Origin of the sequence: Fictibacillus aquaticus, from assembly GCF_002245695.1 — a bacterium.
Lineage (GTDB): Bacteria > Bacillota > Bacilli > Bacillales > Fictibacillaceae > Fictibacillus > Fictibacillus aquaticus.
The window spans coordinates 178,590-194,362 of record NZ_NOII01000002.1; the positions used below are offsets into that span (position 1 = coordinate 178,590).

The window sequence follows — 15,773 nt, forward strand, 5'->3', positions numbered from 1 at the left end:
AAGAAGGACGCAAGAAACCAATTTGCCGCATAGCAAAAACAGGCTTTTTACGGTCCCAATCCCCGGGAACTAAAGCATAAGAATAAAAGGCAGGTCTACTGGCTTTGCTTCTTCCTACTCCGGACCTTCCCATGCTATGAAAGCACAGTGGCATCTCCGTTTCGTCCACATTTACAGTTGCGGGGACAGCTCCGGCATTTCTCCGGATTCCCTTTTCAGCCTATAAAAGGCACCTTTTATTCAATATGTAGTTTTATTAACTCTACTTTCACACTAAATATTGTGATTGTCAAGATGCTAGAATCATATCAAAACTTGTAAAATGGCGGTACACAAAGGCGTTAGACAGAAAAAATTTTTTTCGAATTATCCATGACCTGAAAAAAATGAACTCCGTCAAGATGCATTGATCTGGCGGAGTTCATTTTCTTATTGTGCAGTATAGCCGCCGTCGATGACGACCGCCTGACCGGTTATTCCTTTCGCCTTATCGCTCGACAGATAGATGGCGTAATCAGCGATTTCTTTTACATCAAGAAGTCTTTTCTGCGGTACTAGAGGATAGATGACTTCCTCTAGTACACTCTCAAGAGGCACGCTGCGTGTTTTTGCGAGATCCTCGAGCTGGCCGCGGACAAGAGGCGTATCCACATATCCAGGACAGATTGCATTAACAGTGATACCATGCTCAGCCCCTTCAAGTGCCGACACTTTCGTCAGACCGATCACGCCGTGCTTGGAACTGTTATAAGCAGCTTTGCCAGCAAATCCCACAAGTCCGTTGATGGAAGCCATATTGATGATCCGGCCGCTTCCCTGCTTTTTCATATGAGGAAAAATATGCTTTGTTGCAATAAATGGTGCAGTGAGCATGATTTTCACAAGCAGTTCAAATTTATCAGTCGGAAATTCCTCAAGCGGAGACACATATTGGAGACCAGCGTTATTGATGAGCACATCGATCTTGCCAAATGCCGTAACGGCCTCATCCAATGCGGCAGCGATCTCATCTTCCTTCGTTACATCACAGCGGATCGCAATCGCTTTAAACCCTTGGTCTTCCAGTTCTCTAGCTGTTTCTTCCGCTTTTTCCGCCTGCAAGTCACTGATAACAACTGCAGCGCCTTCTGCTGCAAATGCCGCAGCAAGCTCTTTTCCGATGCCGCTTGCCGCACCTGTAATAAAAGCAGATTTCCCTTCTAATAATCCGTTCATAATATTCCCCTTTCTAAAAGCAGGTTTTTACACGATGCCAAACATATAGTAAAGAGCAATGATAACGAATACCGCTGCAGTTTTAATCAAAGTCATAGCAAAAATATCGATATATGACTGTTTATGTGTCAATCCAGTTACAGCAAGAAGGGTGATGACCGCTCCGTTATGCGGCAATGTATCCATACCGCCAGAAGCCATCGATGCTACGCGATGCAATACTTCTGGACTGATTCCAAGCTTTTCAGCCTGTTCAATGTACTGTTCGCTCATTGTGGCAAGCGCGATACTCATCCCGCCGGATGCAGAACCTGTGATCCCAGCAAGCGTTGTCGTCGTTACCGCTTCGTTCACGAGCGGGTCTGTGATTGTATCAGACATTGCCTTGTTCACCGCAGCAAAACCTGGAAGAGCAGCGATAACTCCACCGAAGCCGTATTCAGAAGCCGTGTTAAGCGTAGCGAGCAAAGCTCCCCCGATCGACAGGTTCAAGCCTTTGTTAAAGTTCTCTTTCATTCTCTTGAATCCAAAAATGAATACGGTTACAATTCCGATGATAAGAGCTCCTTCTACAGCCCAGACAGCTGAAAGCTTCGCGATTTCGATCGGAGCTACATCCTTCATTCCAAGTGCAGAGAAATCAAACGTTTTCCCATAATATTTTGGAATGAGCTCGGTGAAAATTTTGTTGAACACACCGACAAGAAGAAGCGGCAGGATGGCTATAAATGCATTTGGCAGGTTAGTGTCATCGATCTTTTCTGGTTCGTTTTCATGACCGGTGCCGTACCCCTCACCCTTGTTAGCAGCCTGGCGGCGGCGCCATTCCAGATACGTCATCCCTAAAACAAGAACGAATAGCCCTCCAATGAATCCGAGCCATGGTGCTGCCCAAGTATCTGTCCCAAAGAACGATGTTGGGATGATGTTTTGAATCTGCGGACTTCCTGGGAAGGCGTCCATCGTAAACGTGAAGGCACCAAGTGCGATCGTTCCTGGGATGAGGCGTTTTGGAATATCAGCTGCTTTAAATAGCTCGGCAGCAAATGGATAAAGTGCGAATGCTACAACAAACAGTGAAACGCCGCCATACGTCAGGATAGCGCCAACCAGCACGATCGCGAGCATCGCTCGGGACGGTCCGATCAGCTTGATGACACTTCTTGTGATAGACTTGGCAAATCCAGACATCTCGATAACTTTCCCGAAGATCGCCCCAAGAAGGAATACCGGGAAATAAAGTTTAATGAAGCCGACCATTTTTTCCATAAAGACCCCGGAAAAGAATGGAAGAACATGCGCTGGCTCTGTCAAAAGGACTGCGAAAAGCGCGGCGATCGGCGCAAACAAAATGACACTGAAGCCTCTGTAAGCAACGAACATTAGAAAAAATAATGAAAGCAGAATAATAATGATGTCCATTTTATGACCTCCTTTTATAATAGCCGGCAGATACCGGCAAAGGCTGATAGCCTCCTGTTATAGACTTGCAAGATGCATGCCAACTTTTAATTCGCAAAATTCAGACTTTACGATTCTGATATATCCGGTTTCCCGGAAAATATAATCAGCTTTTCATATTTATAAAGTTTTGTTTGTTCCGTTTTTCCGGAATTCAAACTCCGGAAAAACGGAAACTTCTATACTTCTTGAATATTGTATTTTTTTATTTTTTCGTAGAGCACTGTTTTTCCGATTCCTAGCAATGAAGCAGCTTTTTTCTTGTCAAAGCTGCAATCTCTCAATGTATCCCTAAGAACCTTTTCTTCTGTTTCCTGAAGAATTTCCTTTAAGCTTTTTTCCCCTGATACAGCTGTAACCCTCTCGTGTGAAATACCTGGAACAAAATCAGCCAAAATGATCTCACCAGGAGAAAAATGGGATGCAGCTTCAAGAACGTTCTCAAGTTCCCGAATGTTGCCTGGCCATTGATGAGAGAGGAACCAGTTCATTACATCATTTTCTACTCCTATAATCCGCTTGCCAGATCTGCTTGTAATCTTGTCAAGCAGCTTCGCAACAAGTCCTGGAATGTCTTCCTTCCGATCTCGCAGCGGCGGAACGTTAAGCGGGATTACGTTTATTCGATAATAAAGATCTTCTCGAAACTGCCGCTGAACGATCATTTGCTGCAGCGGCCTGTTTGTCGCTGCAATAATCCGCACATCTACTTTTCTTGAAACGGTCGATCCGATCGTTTCAATTTCTTTTTCCTGCAGTACACGGAGCAGTTTGATCTGCATATGTGAGGGAAGATCGCCAATTTCATCGAGAAAGATTGTCCCTCCGTCAGCCAGACCGAATTTACCTGCTTTCCCGCCTTTTTTTGCACCGGTAAACGCACCTTCTTCATAGCCAAAAAGCTCCGACTCAAATAGCGTTTCTGGTATTGCGCCGCAATTTACCTTAATAAAAGGCTTGCCGCTGCGTTCACTCAGCTGGTGAATGCTGTGTGCGATCAGCTCTTTACCTGTCCCGCTTTCACCGCTGATCAGAACGGGCAGATCGCTGCTTGCCGCCTTTTTCACTTGTCCTTTTAGATGTACCATTTTTTCAGATCTTCCTTCTAGATCTTGAAGCGAATATTTAGCGCCGTTTTTTTCATGCCAGTCTTTTTTGTAAAACTCGAGCTCATGAAGAAGACTTTTTATATGACTGTTCATTTTCTTCCATTGTCCTGTATCGCGGAATATCACGGTTCCTACCGCCCCGATAACTTCATCGTCAACCTTGACAGGTATCCGGTTGGCGATCATATAGTTTCCCCTTATGTATTGCAGGTCAGCTATTTCCGGCACTCCGCTTTCTACCACCTTGTGCATCCGGGTATTTTCAATCACATCGCACACATGTCTGCCTGTAACGCTGTGAATATTTTCTCCTAAGAATTCTGCATACGTTCTGTTCATGTATTGTATTATTCCTTCTTTATCGACAACGACAATCCATTCGTAAGCGCTGTCAATAATCGCTTCGAGTATGGAGTTTTTCACATTTTCATGTGCCGCAAACATGTAAGCACCTCCTTGTAATGCTAATTCTATTTTACCTTATCAATCACCTGTACCAAATAAAAACAAAAAACCTCCTATGTTCAGGAGGTCTTGCGTGCGATAAAAAATTGGCGTTCGGATTCTGGCAAAATATCGCCATCGATAAAATCGGCGGTTGTTTCGAGCAGTTGAAAGCCTGCTTTCTTCAGCAATTCAGCAAATGTATCCGCAGAGAACGTACGCTGTATATGCAGTTCATCGAATCGATCATACATTGTGCCATTGCGAACAAAGAAAGAGAGATCATGCTCGACACTGTCCGGCCATTCGCCTTCATAGCACTGCCATATGTAAGATAAGTGCTCCTCGTTGCTTCCAAACGTGTTGCCTAAAAAAATATGCTGCATTTTATAAATGGTATGAACATCAAAAAAAAGCAGACCGCCAGATTTCAAGTGTGATCGGGCACTATGAAAGGCATCAAGGACGTCTTCTTCCGTTAACAGATAGTTAAGTGAATCACAGAAAATAGTAACAGCGTCAAACTCACCCAATCCTTCAAGACTTCTCATATCCTGTTCAAACAGCGAAAGCATAACGTTTTCTTTTTCTGCTTTCACTTTGGCGATCATGAGCATTTCGCTCGAAAGATCAACACCTGTTACCGCATATCCTTCTTTAGCCAGACGAATACTGAATGACCCCGTTCCGCAGCCAAGATCCAGCACTCTGTTTCCTTCAAACTCATACTTCAGTGATTTTTTCTTAAAATATTCTACCCAATGGCTATACGGTGCGCTCTCCATGAGTTCATCGTAATAATACGCAAACTGTTGATAGCTCATGGCTGATTATCCTTGCGTAGGAATAATTGTATCCACGTTAACTGAAGGAGCATCTCCCCACAGCTTTTCAAGATTATAATACGTGCGTTCCTCTCGATGGAAAACGTGCGCTACTACGTTGCCAAGGTCAAGCAATACCCATCTTGCCTGGTCAAAACCTTCCATACGTTTTATGTGAAGTTCGTTTTCAGCAGCAGAGTCCTTGATCTCTTTAGCGATAGCCTGCACCTGCTTCTCAGAATTGCCGTGGCAGATAACAAAATAATCGGCTACAAGCGAAATCCCCTTCATATCAAGTACCACGATATCCTCTGCTCTTTTATCATCAGCAGCTTTCACCACTAGTTCCATTAAATTCTTTTCGTTCAAAAAGCATACCTCCTTTATATATTACTTCCCTTTAATCTCTCTCAGCAATCCGTTATAAGCAAGAATAGTGAACGGATAGATCAGCTGATTTTGTTTCATTAAAAATAGTATGGTATTCTGCAGTGCTTTTAATGATGCTTTTTCGAGGCTGGTCTCAGCGAGCTCGCGCACCTCATCAACTCCGGGGAAAATTCGGTTCGGTTCGATGTAGTCCGCGAGAAAAATCACTTTTTCCAGCAGTGTCATGCTGTCCCGTCCAGTTGTATGATAAGAGACAGCTGAAAGAATTTCTTTGTCTTTGATACCGGCTTCTTTTTCTAACAGCATGGCTCCTACTGGTGCGTGCAGCAATTCAGTACCATAAAGAAGAAGGTCATCCGGCAGGCTCGATTGCCTGACGATTGCCTGCATTTCCTCTTTTGGACGAAATTTCGCATAATCGTGAAGGATTGCCGCAATCCTCGCTTTCTCGATATCTGCGCCATACTTGCCAGCCAACTCAACTGCAGCTTTTTCCACCCCGAGTGTATGGATATACCGATGCTCCGTCAAATGCGGCCTGACTAGTTCAAGAGCTTTGTTTCTGTCCATATAACCCGTTCTCCTCAATATACTGTAATACTTTTTCCGGAAGATAATAACGGATGTTTCCACCGTTCTGCCTGCGTTCTCTGATAAAAGTAGAGGAGATCTCAAGCAGCGGAACATCTATCTTGCTGACTTTGTATTCTTTCCAGCTTTCGTCAACAATGCTGTCTTTCCGCTTAACTCCTGCAAAAGATACGAGTTCACGGAGCTCTTCGATACCCTTCCAAGTTTCCAATGTATGGACCATGTCGCCGCCCATAATAAACGTAAGCTGCTGATCTGAATCCTGCTGCAATAGCTGCTTTACCGTATCGATGGTATAAGAAGCGCCCTCCCGTTCATATTCGATGAGCGACATGTGAAAATTCGTGTTATCTTCTATCGCGAGTCTGACCATTTCTGCACGATCAGCAGCTCCCGCGTTGCCGTCAAGCAGTTTGTGCGGCGGTTTTTTTGCTGGAATCCAAACAATGCGATCCAGGTTCAGCTGCATGATTGCTTCTTGTGCGATAAGCAGGTGGCCAGTGTGCGGCGGATTGAACGAACCTCCGAAAATACCTGTTTTTTTCATCGGACCTCCTATGGAAGACTGATTTTTTTCTGCTCCACTGATTCTTTGTACAGGACGATCGTGCTCCCGATTAACTGAACAAGCTCAGCCTTTGCTCCTTTTGAAAGCAGCTGAGCGACTTCTTCTTTATCCTGTTCGCAGTTTTGCAGGACACTGACTTTGATCAGTTCTCTGACTTCCAGCGCTTCGCCGATCTGTTTGATCAGGTTGTCGTTGACTCCGCCCTTTCCTACTTGAAAAATCGGCGTTAAATGATGAGCCTCTGAACGTAAAAATCTTTTTTGCTTGCCTGTTAACATAATTTCCTCCTTAATTTTTCTACTACGGTTTCTTTCATTAGTTCAACATCCGGGAACAATCCTGTCCATTTCTCAAATGCAAGAGCACCTTGGTAAACGAACATCGAGATGCCGTTGTCGATTATAGCTCCTCTTTTTTGAGCTTCATTCAGCAACAAGGTTTTAAAAGGGTTGTAGATGATATCTGAAACCATAGTCCCTGCTTTTAATGTACCCAAAGAAATTGGCATTTTTTCTGTATGAGGATACATGCCTGAACTTGTTGTGTTGATGATGATGCTATACTGGTCCAAATTCTTTTCCGCTTGTTCAATACTGACGGTTTTCACATTTTCCCACTCGAGTGCCAGCTCCATTGCCTTCGATTCTGTGCGGTTGCACACAGTCACACACAGAGCCTTTTCGCTGAGCAGGGCGGCGATGATTCCTCTAGCCGCTCCTCCTGCTCCAACGATCAGGATATGAGATTGATCGATGGGAAACGGGGAAATTTCTTTTAAGCCCCTGACAAAGCCTGTCCCGTCTGTATTATATCCGACAAGCTTAGACCCTTCCTTCACAATCGTGTTGACTGCACCAATTTTCTCTGCGCTTTCGTCTACTTTGTCTAAAAGGGGGATGCATGCCGATTTATACGGAATCGTAACATTGGCACCCTCATACTCACCGTTTCGAAGTTCCATTATTGTTTTTTCCAGCTGATCGGGCTGCACACACCGCTTTTCATATTGATACGGAATACCTAATCCAGCAGCTGCAGCATTATGCATCTCTGGGGAGAGAGACTGTTCAACGGGATTGCCGATCAATAAGAGCTTCTTCATATTATCCCTCTTTTATATGAGTGATTTACGCAGGCTGACTCCTGTTCCTTCGGGAGCATATGCCGCAATTTTAGCACCAGCCTCTGGTACGGTAACCCATCCTAATCCGGCAAACACAACATCTGTTTTTCCTTCTTTGATCAGAAACTCGTGTTTTACAAGAGGAGGGAAGCCTTCTCTTTCTCCAGGCGGCTGCAGCAGATCGCCAAGCTGCCTGTCATATAAGTCGTCAGCGTTTTCAAGCTTCGTTCGGTGGATGTTCATTTCATTGGATAGATGGCAGATGAATGAACGCCGCCCGCCTTTTATATAATCGAGCCTTGCAAGACCGCCAAAAAAGAGTGTCTGCTCTTCGTTGAGCTGGAACACCATCGGCTTGATCTCTTTTTTCGGTGTGATGATTTTCAATTCGCTCTGGCTGACATAGTGAGCCATCTGTTCTGGGTTAATGATTCCCGGTGTATCGAAAAGTGCGCTCCTGTCATCTAAAGGCACCTCAATCATGTCCAAAGTTGTGCCAGGGAAGTATGACGTTGTGATAAAGTCGCTTCCGCCTTCTCCAAACTCTTTTAAAAGTCGATTGATAAAGGTGGATTTTCCTGTGTTCGTGCACCCGACAACGTACACATCACGTCCGCCGCGGTGTGTTTCAATCGAATCAGCAAGTTCTGCGATCCCGTGGCCTTTAGCTGCTGAAATAAGGTGAACCTTTTCAGGCTTCAAACCCCGCTCTGATGCTTCCTTGTTCATCCAGAGCTCAACTTTCCTTGGATTCACCGATTTTGGCAGAAGGTCCAGTTTGTTGCCAGCTAGGAGAATCGGGTTGTTCCCTACTAGCTTTTGAATGCCTGGCACCCAGCTCCCGTTAAAATCGAATATGTCGACAATCATAACAACAAGCGCGTTCTCCTTGCTGATAGAAGATACAATCTTACGGTAATCATCATCTGTCAGCGCCACATCTTGAATTTCATTATAATGCTTTAAACGAAAACAGCGCTGGCATATGGCCGTTTCCTTCTCTAAAGCAGAAGGAGGGGCATAACCGAGCGCTTCCTTGTTTTCTGTTTGAATGTGAACGCCGCAGCCTGCACATTTAACGTTTTCCAAAACTATTCCTCCCAGTGTATCATGCCGCGTTTTTTCATCCATCCAAGTATCATTCGCTCCATTTTACGATTAACACGAGTCCACAGCCCATCAGTGCTGGCGACCGGAACGACAAGAATAGTATGAAGACCAAGCCTGTTGCCGCCTAGAACATCAGTAAGCAGCTGGTCTCCGATCACGACAATTTCTTCTCTTTTTAGTTTCATGTCCTGAATCGCCCGCTTAAAGGCACGGGTCATCGGCTTTCTTGCACTGTAAATAAACGGAATCCCAACCGGGTCAGAAAATGATCTGACACGCTGCTGGGTATTGTTAGATACGATTGTAATCAGGATTCCTTTTTCTTTTACTGAAGTGAACCATTCGATAAGCTCTGGTGTCGCATCTGGCCTGTCCCACTCTACAAGCGTGTTGTCCAGATCAGTAATGATTCCTTTTACGCCTTTTTGCACGAGCATATCCGGCGAAATATCAAATATGCTTTTAACATGCTGTGCCGGCAAAAATTGTTTTAACATCATAGCACCTCTTCACCTACTAATTCCACTCTTACTATAATACCAATAAAATGAGAGTTCACAATCTCTTTTAAATGAAAAGAGAGGCAATATGTAAAATCAAAAAAAGTTTTCGACAAAACGTTCGCCTTTCAAAAGTGTGGATAACTCTATTCACATAATTCTACCCCAATTGACAGAAAAGTAAGAACATATGAACAACTTACCCACAACTTATCCACCAAACACTGTGGATAAGCGAACGGTTGTTCCACAATTTGTTTCATGGTAGACTTTGGATACAAAATAACTTCAACCTACATCGTATTTATATAATCAGCAAAAAAGAACAGCGAATCGGTAATCTTTTGTTGTGAAAGAAGAACAGGAGGTGGACGAGCCGGCTTCCGGCTGATCCTATGGAAAAATTATCGGACGAGCTTTTAATTGAATCTTATTTTAAAGCGAAAGAACTGAAATTGAGCACTGAATTTATCAAGTTAATACAAAAAGAAATTGAACGGCGCTCTCTGCACAAAAGAGTGATCATGCCTTTCATGTAAAGCGGCTAATGCCGCTTATTTTTTTTATCCCTTCCTTTTCGTCTCGTTCCTTATCGTCCTGAATTCTCTAGGCGAAGAGAACACTACAGCTTTTTCGGCCCACTTTGACTCGACCGTCCGCTTGATATTGAGGCATATTGCGGCATGGCTCTTTCGGCTGTAGGAATCGAGTTTAACTGCGATTACATATTCTCCGTTTTTCTTCAATACAGCCGCTTGTCTGACAGAGGGCATTCCAGCGACTTCCTTCCTTATATCCTCCGCTATGGATTGAGCTGTTTTTGGACGCTCATATGGCTGGTGAACTCTGTAATATTCTCTTGGCAAAAATGAAGGTTCAGGTCCGTTTTTTGCATCAGCAGCTGTACGGCCGCACCCGCATGCTATGATCAAGCACATGATCGCGATTGTCTGTCGCATTTTGTCATCACTCCTATTATTTAGGTTAGCTAAAAAATGGGAATGATATTCAGACAGGATTATCCCCTGCTTTCCTTTTTCATTTGCTTATAACAGGCGATATTGCTTAAAATGAAAGAGATTGCTTGTTTCTAGGCTATTGTTTAAAAAAAGGAGGTCTGCCCGGAAATGCTGCATTACTACATACTCGCCCCCTTTTTGGCGGCTGCTATATTTCCGTTTATTTATTCAGACAGCCGGCGTCTCCATGCTGGGTGGTTTGTGCTGCCTGTTCCTGTTGTCTTGTTTATTATCCTGCTGCAGAAGCTGTCTGTCCTTATTTCAGGTGACACTATTATGCAAACCGTCAGATGGATTCCATCGCTTGATGTGAATCTTGATTTTTATCTGGACGGTTTGAGTATGCTGTTCGTGCTTCTGATTACTGGAATTGGCTCTCTCGTCGTTTTTTACTCTATCTATTATCTTGATCGGACTGAACAGCTGAAGCAATTTTATGTATATCTGCTTCTCTTTATGGGTTCGATGCTTGGCGTGGTCCTTTCAGATAATGTATTTGTTCTGTACACATTCTGGGAGTTCACGAGCATTTCGTCCTTTTTGCTGATAGGGTTTTGGTATAAAAGGAAACGCTCCGCTTACGGCGCCCAGAAATCGATGCTTATCACCGTAATGGGAGGCCTCTCTCTGCTTGCCGGTCTTATCATCCTGACCAATATTACAGATACAACGAGCATACGCGGAATGATCGCCGCACAGGAAGATATTTTGAACAGCGGGCTTTTTATTCCGGCACTGCTTTTAGTGATGACAGGTGCTTTCACCAAATCGGCGCAGTTTCCGTTTCATACGTGGCTGCCTGACGCGATGGAAGCCCCAACTCCTGTCTCAGCATATCTGCACTCCGCAACAATGGTAAAAGCCGGCCTTTACTTGACGGCACGTTTTTCATTGATCTTCAGCGGTACGGATGCCTTTTTCCTGCTTGTAACAGGAATCGGCCTTATCACTCTTTGCGCAGGGTCATTTCTTGCCGTGAAGCAGACTGATTTAAAAGGTGTTCTCGCTTATTCCACGATCAGCCAGCTTGGCATGATCATGGCTATGCTGGGATTCGGTACCGGCGGAGCAGTGCTCGCTGCGATTTTTCATATTTTCAATCATGCAACATTTAAAGGAAGTTTGTTCATGGTGGCAGGTATCGTCGACCATGAAACGGGTACGAGAGACATTCGCAGGCTTGGCGGACTCATGTCACTCATGCCGGTGTCAGCTACTCTTGCTTTTATCGCAGCCTTTTCCATGGCCGGTGTACCGCTTCCTATATTAAACGGGTTCTTAAGCAAGGAGATGTTCTTTACGGCTTCTCTTAAAATCAGCCAGACAACGTCGCTTGCGTCTGCCTTTGCTGATTTCGTTCCATTTCTCGCCGTATTTGGAAGCATCTTTACCTTCGTTTACTCGATGTACCTTGTATTTGGAACATTTTCTGGCAAAGGAAACGTTAAAGATCTCCCGAAAAAGCCGCATGAGGCACCGAAAGGGATGCTCGCAGCTCCTGCCATTCTTGTCATATTAGTGATTATTATCGGTCTTATGCCAAATCTCATCAGCGGTTCTTTGCTTGCACCTGCGACAGAAGCGGTCACTGGTGAAAAAGCATTGGTTCATCTCAAATTCTGGCACGGAGTTAACATTCCGCTGTATATGTCACTCGCAGTTGTCATTGCCGGCACCTTATTATTTATAACGCTGAAAAAATGGCAGCCTCTATATGGCAGGATTCCATCGTATGCGTCAGCTGACCGATTTTATAATGGCTTGCTGTCTGTATTGACAAACGGCTCAAAGCAGCTCACAAACGGATACATGACAGGATCTCTGAGATTATATACCATGATAATCCTTGCCTTTTTGACAGGTGCAGCAGGATGGTTCCTGTGGCGTACCGGCGGGTTTGCATTTTCTACTAGCGACCTCGCTCCGGTCACGATCCCTGAACTTATCATCGGTGCGGTCATGCTGATCGCAGCTATCGCTTCGGTATTCATGACACACCGCATCGCAGCGATCCTCGTTGTCGGTGTTGTCGGATACGGATTGAGCCTGTTGTTCGTGTTCTTCCGGGCACCTGACCTTGCACTGACACAGCTTGTCGTCGAAACCATTACAGTAGGACTGTTCCTGCTCTGCTTTAAGCACCTGCCAAAGCTTTGGCCGTTAAACAAGACAGCAGGAGAGAAGTTTTTTGACTTGATCGTCTCGCTTAGTACAGGAACAATTTTGACGCTTATCGCCATTTCCGCCCACAGTTCAAAATGGTTTGATACGATTTCTCATTATTTTGTGGAAACCTCTTATACACTCGGCGGAGGAAAAAATATAGTCAACGTCATTTTAGTGGACATGCGGGGCTTGGATACACTCTTTGAAATTACTGTTCTTGGCCTTGCCGCAATCGGAATCTACATTATGATTAAGCTGCGCACGAAAGGAGACTGAAGACCACTATGGAAATAGTAATGTGCATCCTGGCAGGATCTCTTTTTGCAGCAGGCATCTACATGCTGCTGCAAAAGCAGCTGCTTCGGGTTATCCTCGGTACGGCACTTCTCTCACACGGCGCCCATCTTTTTATCTTGACGATGGGAAAGCTTAACCGCGGAGCGCCGCCTGTGCTGGAAAAAGCGGCTGAAAGCTATACAGACCCGCTTCCTCAGGCACTCATATTAACGTCTATTGTCATCAGTTTTGGCGTGACCAGCTTTTTGCTCGTCCTTGCCTACCGCGCTTATCAGACGAATCATACCGACAGGATGGATGAGCTGAAAGGATTGGAAGATGAGTAATTTAGTCATTATACCTATACTGCTGCCGCTGTTTACCGCGGTTTTAATGCTTCTGTTTAAATACAATCTAAATAGAACGAAGCAAGCTGCTGCTGCTGCTCTCCTGCTGAATACATTCTATTCGGCATTTCTTGTGTACCGTGTCTTCAGCCAGGGGCCGATCGTTCTTGAAACTGGTGGATGGAAGGCGCCATACGGAATCGTACTGGTCGCCGACTATCTTTCTGTACTGCTTGTTCTTGCTGCTAATGTCGTAACATCAGCAGCCATTCTATATGCGTTTCATACGCTCGAACAAAGATTGCAGAAATTTTATTTTTATCCGCTCGTGCTGCTGCTGCTGACAGGGGTGAGCGGTGCGTTTATGACAGGCGACCTTTTTAACTTGTTCGTATTCTTTGAAGTGCTTCTCATGGCTTCCTATGCGCTCATTATTCTGGGAGGAAGCAAGCAGCAGTTCAGAGAATCACTCAAATATATCATCCTAAACTTGTTTTCTTCTATCCTGTTTGTTACGACCGTATCATTTCTTTACTCTGTCACAGGTACGGTCAACATGGCTCAGCTTGCTGAGCGAGTTGCCGAAGTGGAACAAAGAGGCGTACTTACAGGGATCGGTATTCTGCTGTTCATTGTTTTTGCAACGAAAGGAGCACTTTTCCCGCTTTACTTCTGGCTGCCAAAATCGTACACGGCCCCTCCTTCAGTCATATCAGCACTGTTCGGTGCGCTTCTGACAAAGGTCGGCATTTATTCAATATTGCGGGTGTTCTCTCTTATTTTCGTTCATAAACTCGAGCTGACACATTCATTTTTCCTTGTTCTAGCCGCACTTACCATGCTGGCAGGCGTGATCGGTGCCCTCTCCACAAATAATGTAAAGCTGATCATCGCCTATAACATTCTTCCTGCCATCGGCTTCATGATGATCGGGATTGGAACTTTTTCTGCTGATTCTCTGGCAGGAACGATTTATTATCTTTTGCATGACATGGGCATCAAAGCTGCGCTCTTCTTCCTGGCAGGTCTGCTCGCGATGCATGCAGGAACATCAGATCTCAGAAAAATGAGCGGCTACATTCATTCTGCTCCCGTTCTCGGCTGGCTGTTTTTCCTATCCTGCCTTGTACTCGCAGGACTGCCGCCGTTCAGCGGATTTATCGGAAAGCTGATACTGCTAAAAAGTGCGATGCTTGAAGGTCATTATACTGTTACAGGAATCGGCTTGTTCTCAAGCCTTTTAATCCTCTTCTCAGTTATCCGAATTTTTATCGGAGCTTTCTGGGGAGAGCATCAAGAACCTAAACATCCTATCCCGAAGACAGCCCTTGCCTCTGCAGGCGCTCTTGTTGCCATCGGTGTTTTCATGGGTATCGGCGCGGAATCTGTCTACCCTTGGATTCAGATTGCCGGAGACTGGCTAAATGATCCGTCAGGCTACATCAGTACTGTGCTTAAGGAGGGAGCTGAATGACATTTCAACTGATCATCAATATCATCATAGGGATTGTTTGGATGTTCCTGTCAGAAAGCTATACGTTTGTCAGTTTCCTGTGCGGTTTTGCTGTAGGAGTCTTCCTGCTGTATTTATTGAACCGGTTTATTCCCGATTCTTTTTACTTCCGTTATGTGAACGCGATCATGTATTTAATCTATCTCTTTGCAAAAGAACTGATTTTAGCGAACATAGAAGTGCTGAAATGGGTGTACAAGCCTAAGCTTGATATGCAGCCCGGAATCATTGCCTTGCCGATTGACCTGAAAAAGAACTGGGAGATCACGCTGCTGGCGAACTTGATCACATTGACACCAGGAACTCTTAGTGTCGATATCTCCCGTGATCAGCGATATATATACATTCATGCGATCGATCTTCCAGATGTTAACGATACGATCATGGGAATTAAGGAAACGTTCGAAAAAGCAATCCGGGAGGTGACGTGATGAGTGAATGGTTTGAAATGGTCGTTTGGGGCTGTCTCGTAATAAACTGCTTATCCATTCTTTTTCTTCTCTATCGAGCTATTGCCGGTCCGTCTAACCCTGACCGTGCTGTTGCTCTTGATACGATCGGCATTAACTTGATCGCCATAACGGGGATTATTGCGATTATACTTGACTCTATCCACCTGAACGATGTTATCTTGCTGATCGGCATCCTGACATTCATCGCGACAGTGGCTATAGCAAAATTTTTGGAGAAGGGTGATATCATTGAAAGAGACCGTGATTAGCCTGTTCCTTATCGCCGGCACATTTTTTATACTCTCTGGCACGATCGGCGTTCTTCGCTTTCCAGATGTATATTCGCGTCTTCATGCGGCGACCAAAAGCGCAACACTTGGTGTGTCAGGAGTTCTGATCGCAACTTTTTTATATTTTCTGTTTGATATGGGCATTTTCAGCGGAAAGCTTATATTAGGGATCATTTTCGTTCTCCTCACCGCCCCTGTCGGCGGCCATATGATCTCCCGTGCTGCATATAGAAGCGGTGTTCCTCTATGGGAAAAAACTGCATATAACCAGTTAGAAGAAAAAGAAAAAAAAGATGGCCAATTATAACTCCCCTTCCTAAATTTTCTAAAATAACATATAATTGATGGAAGAAAATCATTAAAAAGCAAAGCTCT

At 44.7% G+C, this 15,773-nt stretch carries 19 protein-coding genes and 1 riboswitch; of the genes, 7 read left to right on the forward strand and 12 right to left on the reverse strand.

Features of this window, described 5'->3' with window-relative positions:
* Positions 1-71 precede the first annotated feature (71 nt).
* Positions 72-252: riboswitch (cobalamin riboswitch) on the reverse strand.
* Between the two features lie 177 nt (positions 253-429).
* The 11 genes from CGZ90_RS08815 to CGZ90_RS08865 all read right to left on the reverse strand — a co-directional run bounded on the left by CGZ90_RS08815 (position 430) and on the right by CGZ90_RS08865 (position 9,332).
* On the reverse strand, positions 430-1,215 hold the full coding sequence (locus CGZ90_RS08815; protein ID WP_094252013.1) for a 3-hydroxybutyrate dehydrogenase: 786 nt from the start codon (positions 1,213-1,215) through the stop codon (positions 430-432).
* A 27-nt stretch (positions 1,216-1,242) separates the two neighbouring features.
* Positions 1,243-2,637: a GntP family permease gene (locus CGZ90_RS08820; protein ID WP_094252014.1), complete on the reverse strand. Its 1,395-nt coding sequence runs from the start codon at positions 2,635-2,637 to the stop codon at positions 1,243-1,245.
* 218 nt (positions 2,638-2,855) lie between these two features.
* Entirely contained in the window at positions 2,856-4,229 is a 1,374-nt protein-coding gene (locus tag CGZ90_RS08825; protein ID WP_094252015.1) for a sigma-54 interaction domain-containing protein, read from the reverse strand.
* Positions 4,230-4,309: 80 nt separating this feature from the next.
* Positions 4,310-5,053: a class I SAM-dependent DNA methyltransferase gene (locus CGZ90_RS08830; protein WP_094252016.1), complete on the reverse strand. Its 744-nt coding sequence runs from the start codon at positions 5,051-5,053 to the stop codon at positions 4,310-4,312.
* A 6-nt stretch (positions 5,054-5,059) separates the two neighbouring features.
* Positions 5,060-5,404 carry a ribosome silencing factor gene (gene rsfS / locus CGZ90_RS08835; protein ID WP_379675177.1) on the reverse strand — a complete coding sequence of 115 codons (345 nt, stop codon included), beginning with the start codon at positions 5,402-5,404 and terminating at the stop codon, positions 5,060-5,062.
* A 39-nt stretch (positions 5,405-5,443) separates the two neighbouring features.
* Complete coding sequence (yqeK, locus tag CGZ90_RS08840) at positions 5,444-6,013, reverse strand: bis(5'-nucleosyl)-tetraphosphatase (symmetrical) YqeK (RefSeq protein ID WP_094252018.1); 570 nt, start codon at positions 6,011-6,013, stop codon at positions 5,444-5,446.
* Positions 5,991-6,581, reverse strand: coding sequence for a nicotinate-nucleotide adenylyltransferase (locus CGZ90_RS08845; protein WP_094252019.1), 591 nt, complete (start codon positions 6,579-6,581; stop codon positions 5,991-5,993). The genes yqeK and CGZ90_RS08845 overlap by 23 nt, the downstream gene beginning before the upstream one ends.
* Positions 6,582-6,589: 8 nt before the next feature.
* The gene (gene yhbY, locus CGZ90_RS08850) at positions 6,590-6,880 is read right to left on the reverse strand and encodes a ribosome assembly RNA-binding protein YhbY (RefSeq protein ID WP_094252020.1); all 291 of its coding nucleotides are present in this window, start codon (positions 6,878-6,880) and stop codon (positions 6,590-6,592) included.
* Positions 6,874-7,704, reverse strand: coding sequence for a shikimate dehydrogenase (aroE, locus tag CGZ90_RS08855; RefSeq protein WP_094252021.1), 831 nt, complete (start codon positions 7,702-7,704; stop codon positions 6,874-6,876). The genes yhbY and aroE overlap by 7 nt, the downstream gene beginning before the upstream one ends.
* 12 nt (positions 7,705-7,716) lie before the next feature.
* A complete protein-coding gene (yqeH, locus tag CGZ90_RS08860) occupies positions 7,717-8,856 on the reverse strand; it encodes a ribosome biogenesis GTPase YqeH (protein WP_094252022.1) in 1,140 nt (379 codons plus the stop codon).
* Positions 8,817-9,332, reverse strand: a complete 516-nt coding sequence (locus CGZ90_RS08865; RefSeq protein ID WP_094252023.1) for a YqeG family HAD IIIA-type phosphatase — start codon at positions 9,330-9,332, stop codon at positions 8,817-8,819. The genes yqeH and CGZ90_RS08865 overlap by 40 nt, the downstream gene beginning before the upstream one ends.
* A 398-nt stretch (positions 9,333-9,730) precedes the next feature.
* Between CGZ90_RS08865 and sda the strand changes: the two genes are divergently transcribed.
* Positions 9,731-9,874 (forward strand): sporulation histidine kinase inhibitor Sda, encoded by a 144-nt coding sequence (sda, locus tag CGZ90_RS08870; RefSeq protein ID WP_094252024.1) that lies wholly within the window; start codon positions 9,731-9,733, stop codon positions 9,872-9,874.
* A 24-nt stretch (positions 9,875-9,898) separates the two neighbouring features.
* Here the strand turns inward: sda and CGZ90_RS08875 are convergent, their stop codons facing one another.
* Positions 9,899-10,294 carry a YhcN/YlaJ family sporulation lipoprotein gene (locus tag CGZ90_RS08875; RefSeq protein WP_094252025.1) on the reverse strand — a complete coding sequence of 132 codons (396 nt, stop codon included), beginning with the start codon at positions 10,292-10,294 and terminating at the stop codon, positions 9,899-9,901.
* Positions 10,295-10,462: 168 nt separating this feature from the next.
* On the opposite strand from CGZ90_RS08875, the gene CGZ90_RS08880 reads away from it, so the two are divergent.
* The 6 genes from CGZ90_RS08880 to mnhG are packed head-to-tail and all read left to right on the forward strand — an operon-like array spanning position 10,463 to position 15,705.
* Entirely contained in the window at positions 10,463-12,796 is a 2,334-nt protein-coding gene (locus CGZ90_RS08880; RefSeq protein ID WP_094252026.1) for a Na+/H+ antiporter subunit A, read from the forward strand.
* Positions 12,797-12,804: 8 nt separating this feature from the next.
* The gene (locus CGZ90_RS08885) at positions 12,805-13,143 is read left to right on the forward strand and encodes a Na(+)/H(+) antiporter subunit C (protein WP_094252027.1); all 339 of its coding nucleotides are present in this window, start codon (positions 12,805-12,807) and stop codon (positions 13,141-13,143) included.
* A complete protein-coding gene (locus tag CGZ90_RS08890; protein ID WP_094252028.1) occupies positions 13,136-14,617 on the forward strand; it encodes a Na+/H+ antiporter subunit D in 1,482 nt (493 codons plus the stop codon). Before CGZ90_RS08885 ends, CGZ90_RS08890 begins: the two co-directional genes overlap by 8 nt.
* Positions 14,614-15,087 (forward strand): Na+/H+ antiporter subunit E, encoded by a 474-nt coding sequence (locus tag CGZ90_RS08895; RefSeq protein ID WP_094252029.1) that lies wholly within the window; start codon positions 14,614-14,616, stop codon positions 15,085-15,087. The genes CGZ90_RS08890 and CGZ90_RS08895 overlap by 4 nt, the downstream gene beginning before the upstream one ends.
* Positions 15,087-15,377 carry a Na(+)/H(+) antiporter subunit F1 gene (locus CGZ90_RS08900; protein ID WP_094252030.1) on the forward strand — a complete coding sequence of 97 codons (291 nt, stop codon included), beginning with the start codon at positions 15,087-15,089 and terminating at the stop codon, positions 15,375-15,377. The genes CGZ90_RS08895 and CGZ90_RS08900 overlap by 1 nt, the downstream gene beginning before the upstream one ends.
* Complete coding sequence (gene mnhG / locus CGZ90_RS08905; protein WP_379675146.1) at positions 15,349-15,705, forward strand: monovalent cation/H(+) antiporter subunit G; 357 nt, start codon at positions 15,349-15,351, stop codon at positions 15,703-15,705. The genes CGZ90_RS08900 and mnhG overlap by 29 nt, the downstream gene beginning before the upstream one ends.
* Positions 15,706-15,773 lie beyond the last annotated feature (68 nt).

Bases quoted from the DNA above. Each gene is read 5' to 3' on its own strand.
- CGZ90_RS08820 (WP_094252014.1), bottom strand. From the start codon at position 2,637: ATGGACATCATTATTATTCTGCTTTCATTATTTTTTCTAATGTTCGTT.
- CGZ90_RS08875 (WP_094252025.1), bottom strand. From the start codon at position 10,294: ATGCGACAGACAATCGCGATCATGTGCTTGATCATAGCATGCGGGTGC.
- CGZ90_RS08845 (WP_094252019.1), bottom strand. From the start codon at position 6,581: ATGAAAAAAACAGGTATTTTCGGAGGTTCGTTCAATCCGCCGCACACT.
- CGZ90_RS08895 (WP_094252029.1), top strand. From the start codon at position 14,614: ATGACATTTCAACTGATCATCAATATCATCATAGGGATTGTTTGGATG.
- aroE (WP_094252021.1), bottom strand. From the start codon at position 7,704: ATGAAGAAGCTCTTATTGATCGGCAATCCCGTTGAACAGTCTCTCTCC.
- CGZ90_RS08880 (WP_094252026.1), top strand. From the start codon at position 10,463: ATGCTGCATTACTACATACTCGCCCCCTTTTTGGCGGCTGCTATATTT.
- CGZ90_RS08865 (WP_094252023.1), bottom strand. From the start codon at position 9,332: ATGTTAAAACAATTTTTGCCGGCACAGCATGTTAAAAGCATATTTGAT.
- CGZ90_RS08825 (WP_094252015.1), bottom strand. From the start codon at position 4,229: ATGTTTGCGGCACATGAAAATGTGAAAAACTCCATACTCGAAGCGATT.
- sda (WP_094252024.1), top strand. From the start codon at position 9,731: ATGGAAAAATTATCGGACGAGCTTTTAATTGAATCTTATTTTAAAGCG.
- CGZ90_RS08830 (WP_094252016.1), bottom strand. From the start codon at position 5,053: ATGAGCTATCAACAGTTTGCGTATTATTACGATGAACTCATGGAGAGC.
- yhbY (WP_094252020.1), bottom strand. From the start codon at position 6,880: ATGTTAACAGGCAAGCAAAAAAGATTTTTACGTTCAGAGGCTCATCAT.
- yqeH (WP_094252022.1), bottom strand. From the start codon at position 8,856: ATGGATGAAAAAACGCGGCATGATACACTGGGAGGAATAGTTTTGGAA.
- CGZ90_RS08890 (WP_094252028.1), top strand. From the start codon at position 13,136: ATGAGTAATTTAGTCATTATACCTATACTGCTGCCGCTGTTTACCGCG.
- rsfS (WP_379675177.1), bottom strand. From the start codon at position 5,404: ATGGAACTAGTGGTGAAAGCTGCTGATGATAAAAGAGCAGAGGATATC.
- CGZ90_RS08885 (WP_094252027.1), top strand. From the start codon at position 12,805: ATGGAAATAGTAATGTGCATCCTGGCAGGATCTCTTTTTGCAGCAGGC.
- yqeK (WP_094252018.1), bottom strand. From the start codon at position 6,013: ATGGACAGAAACAAAGCTCTTGAACTAGTCAGGCCGCATTTGACGGAG.
- CGZ90_RS08815 (WP_094252013.1), bottom strand. From the start codon at position 1,215: ATGAACGGATTATTAGAAGGGAAATCTGCTTTTATTACAGGTGCGGCA.
- CGZ90_RS08900 (WP_094252030.1), top strand. From the start codon at position 15,087: ATGAGTGAATGGTTTGAAATGGTCGTTTGGGGCTGTCTCGTAATAAAC.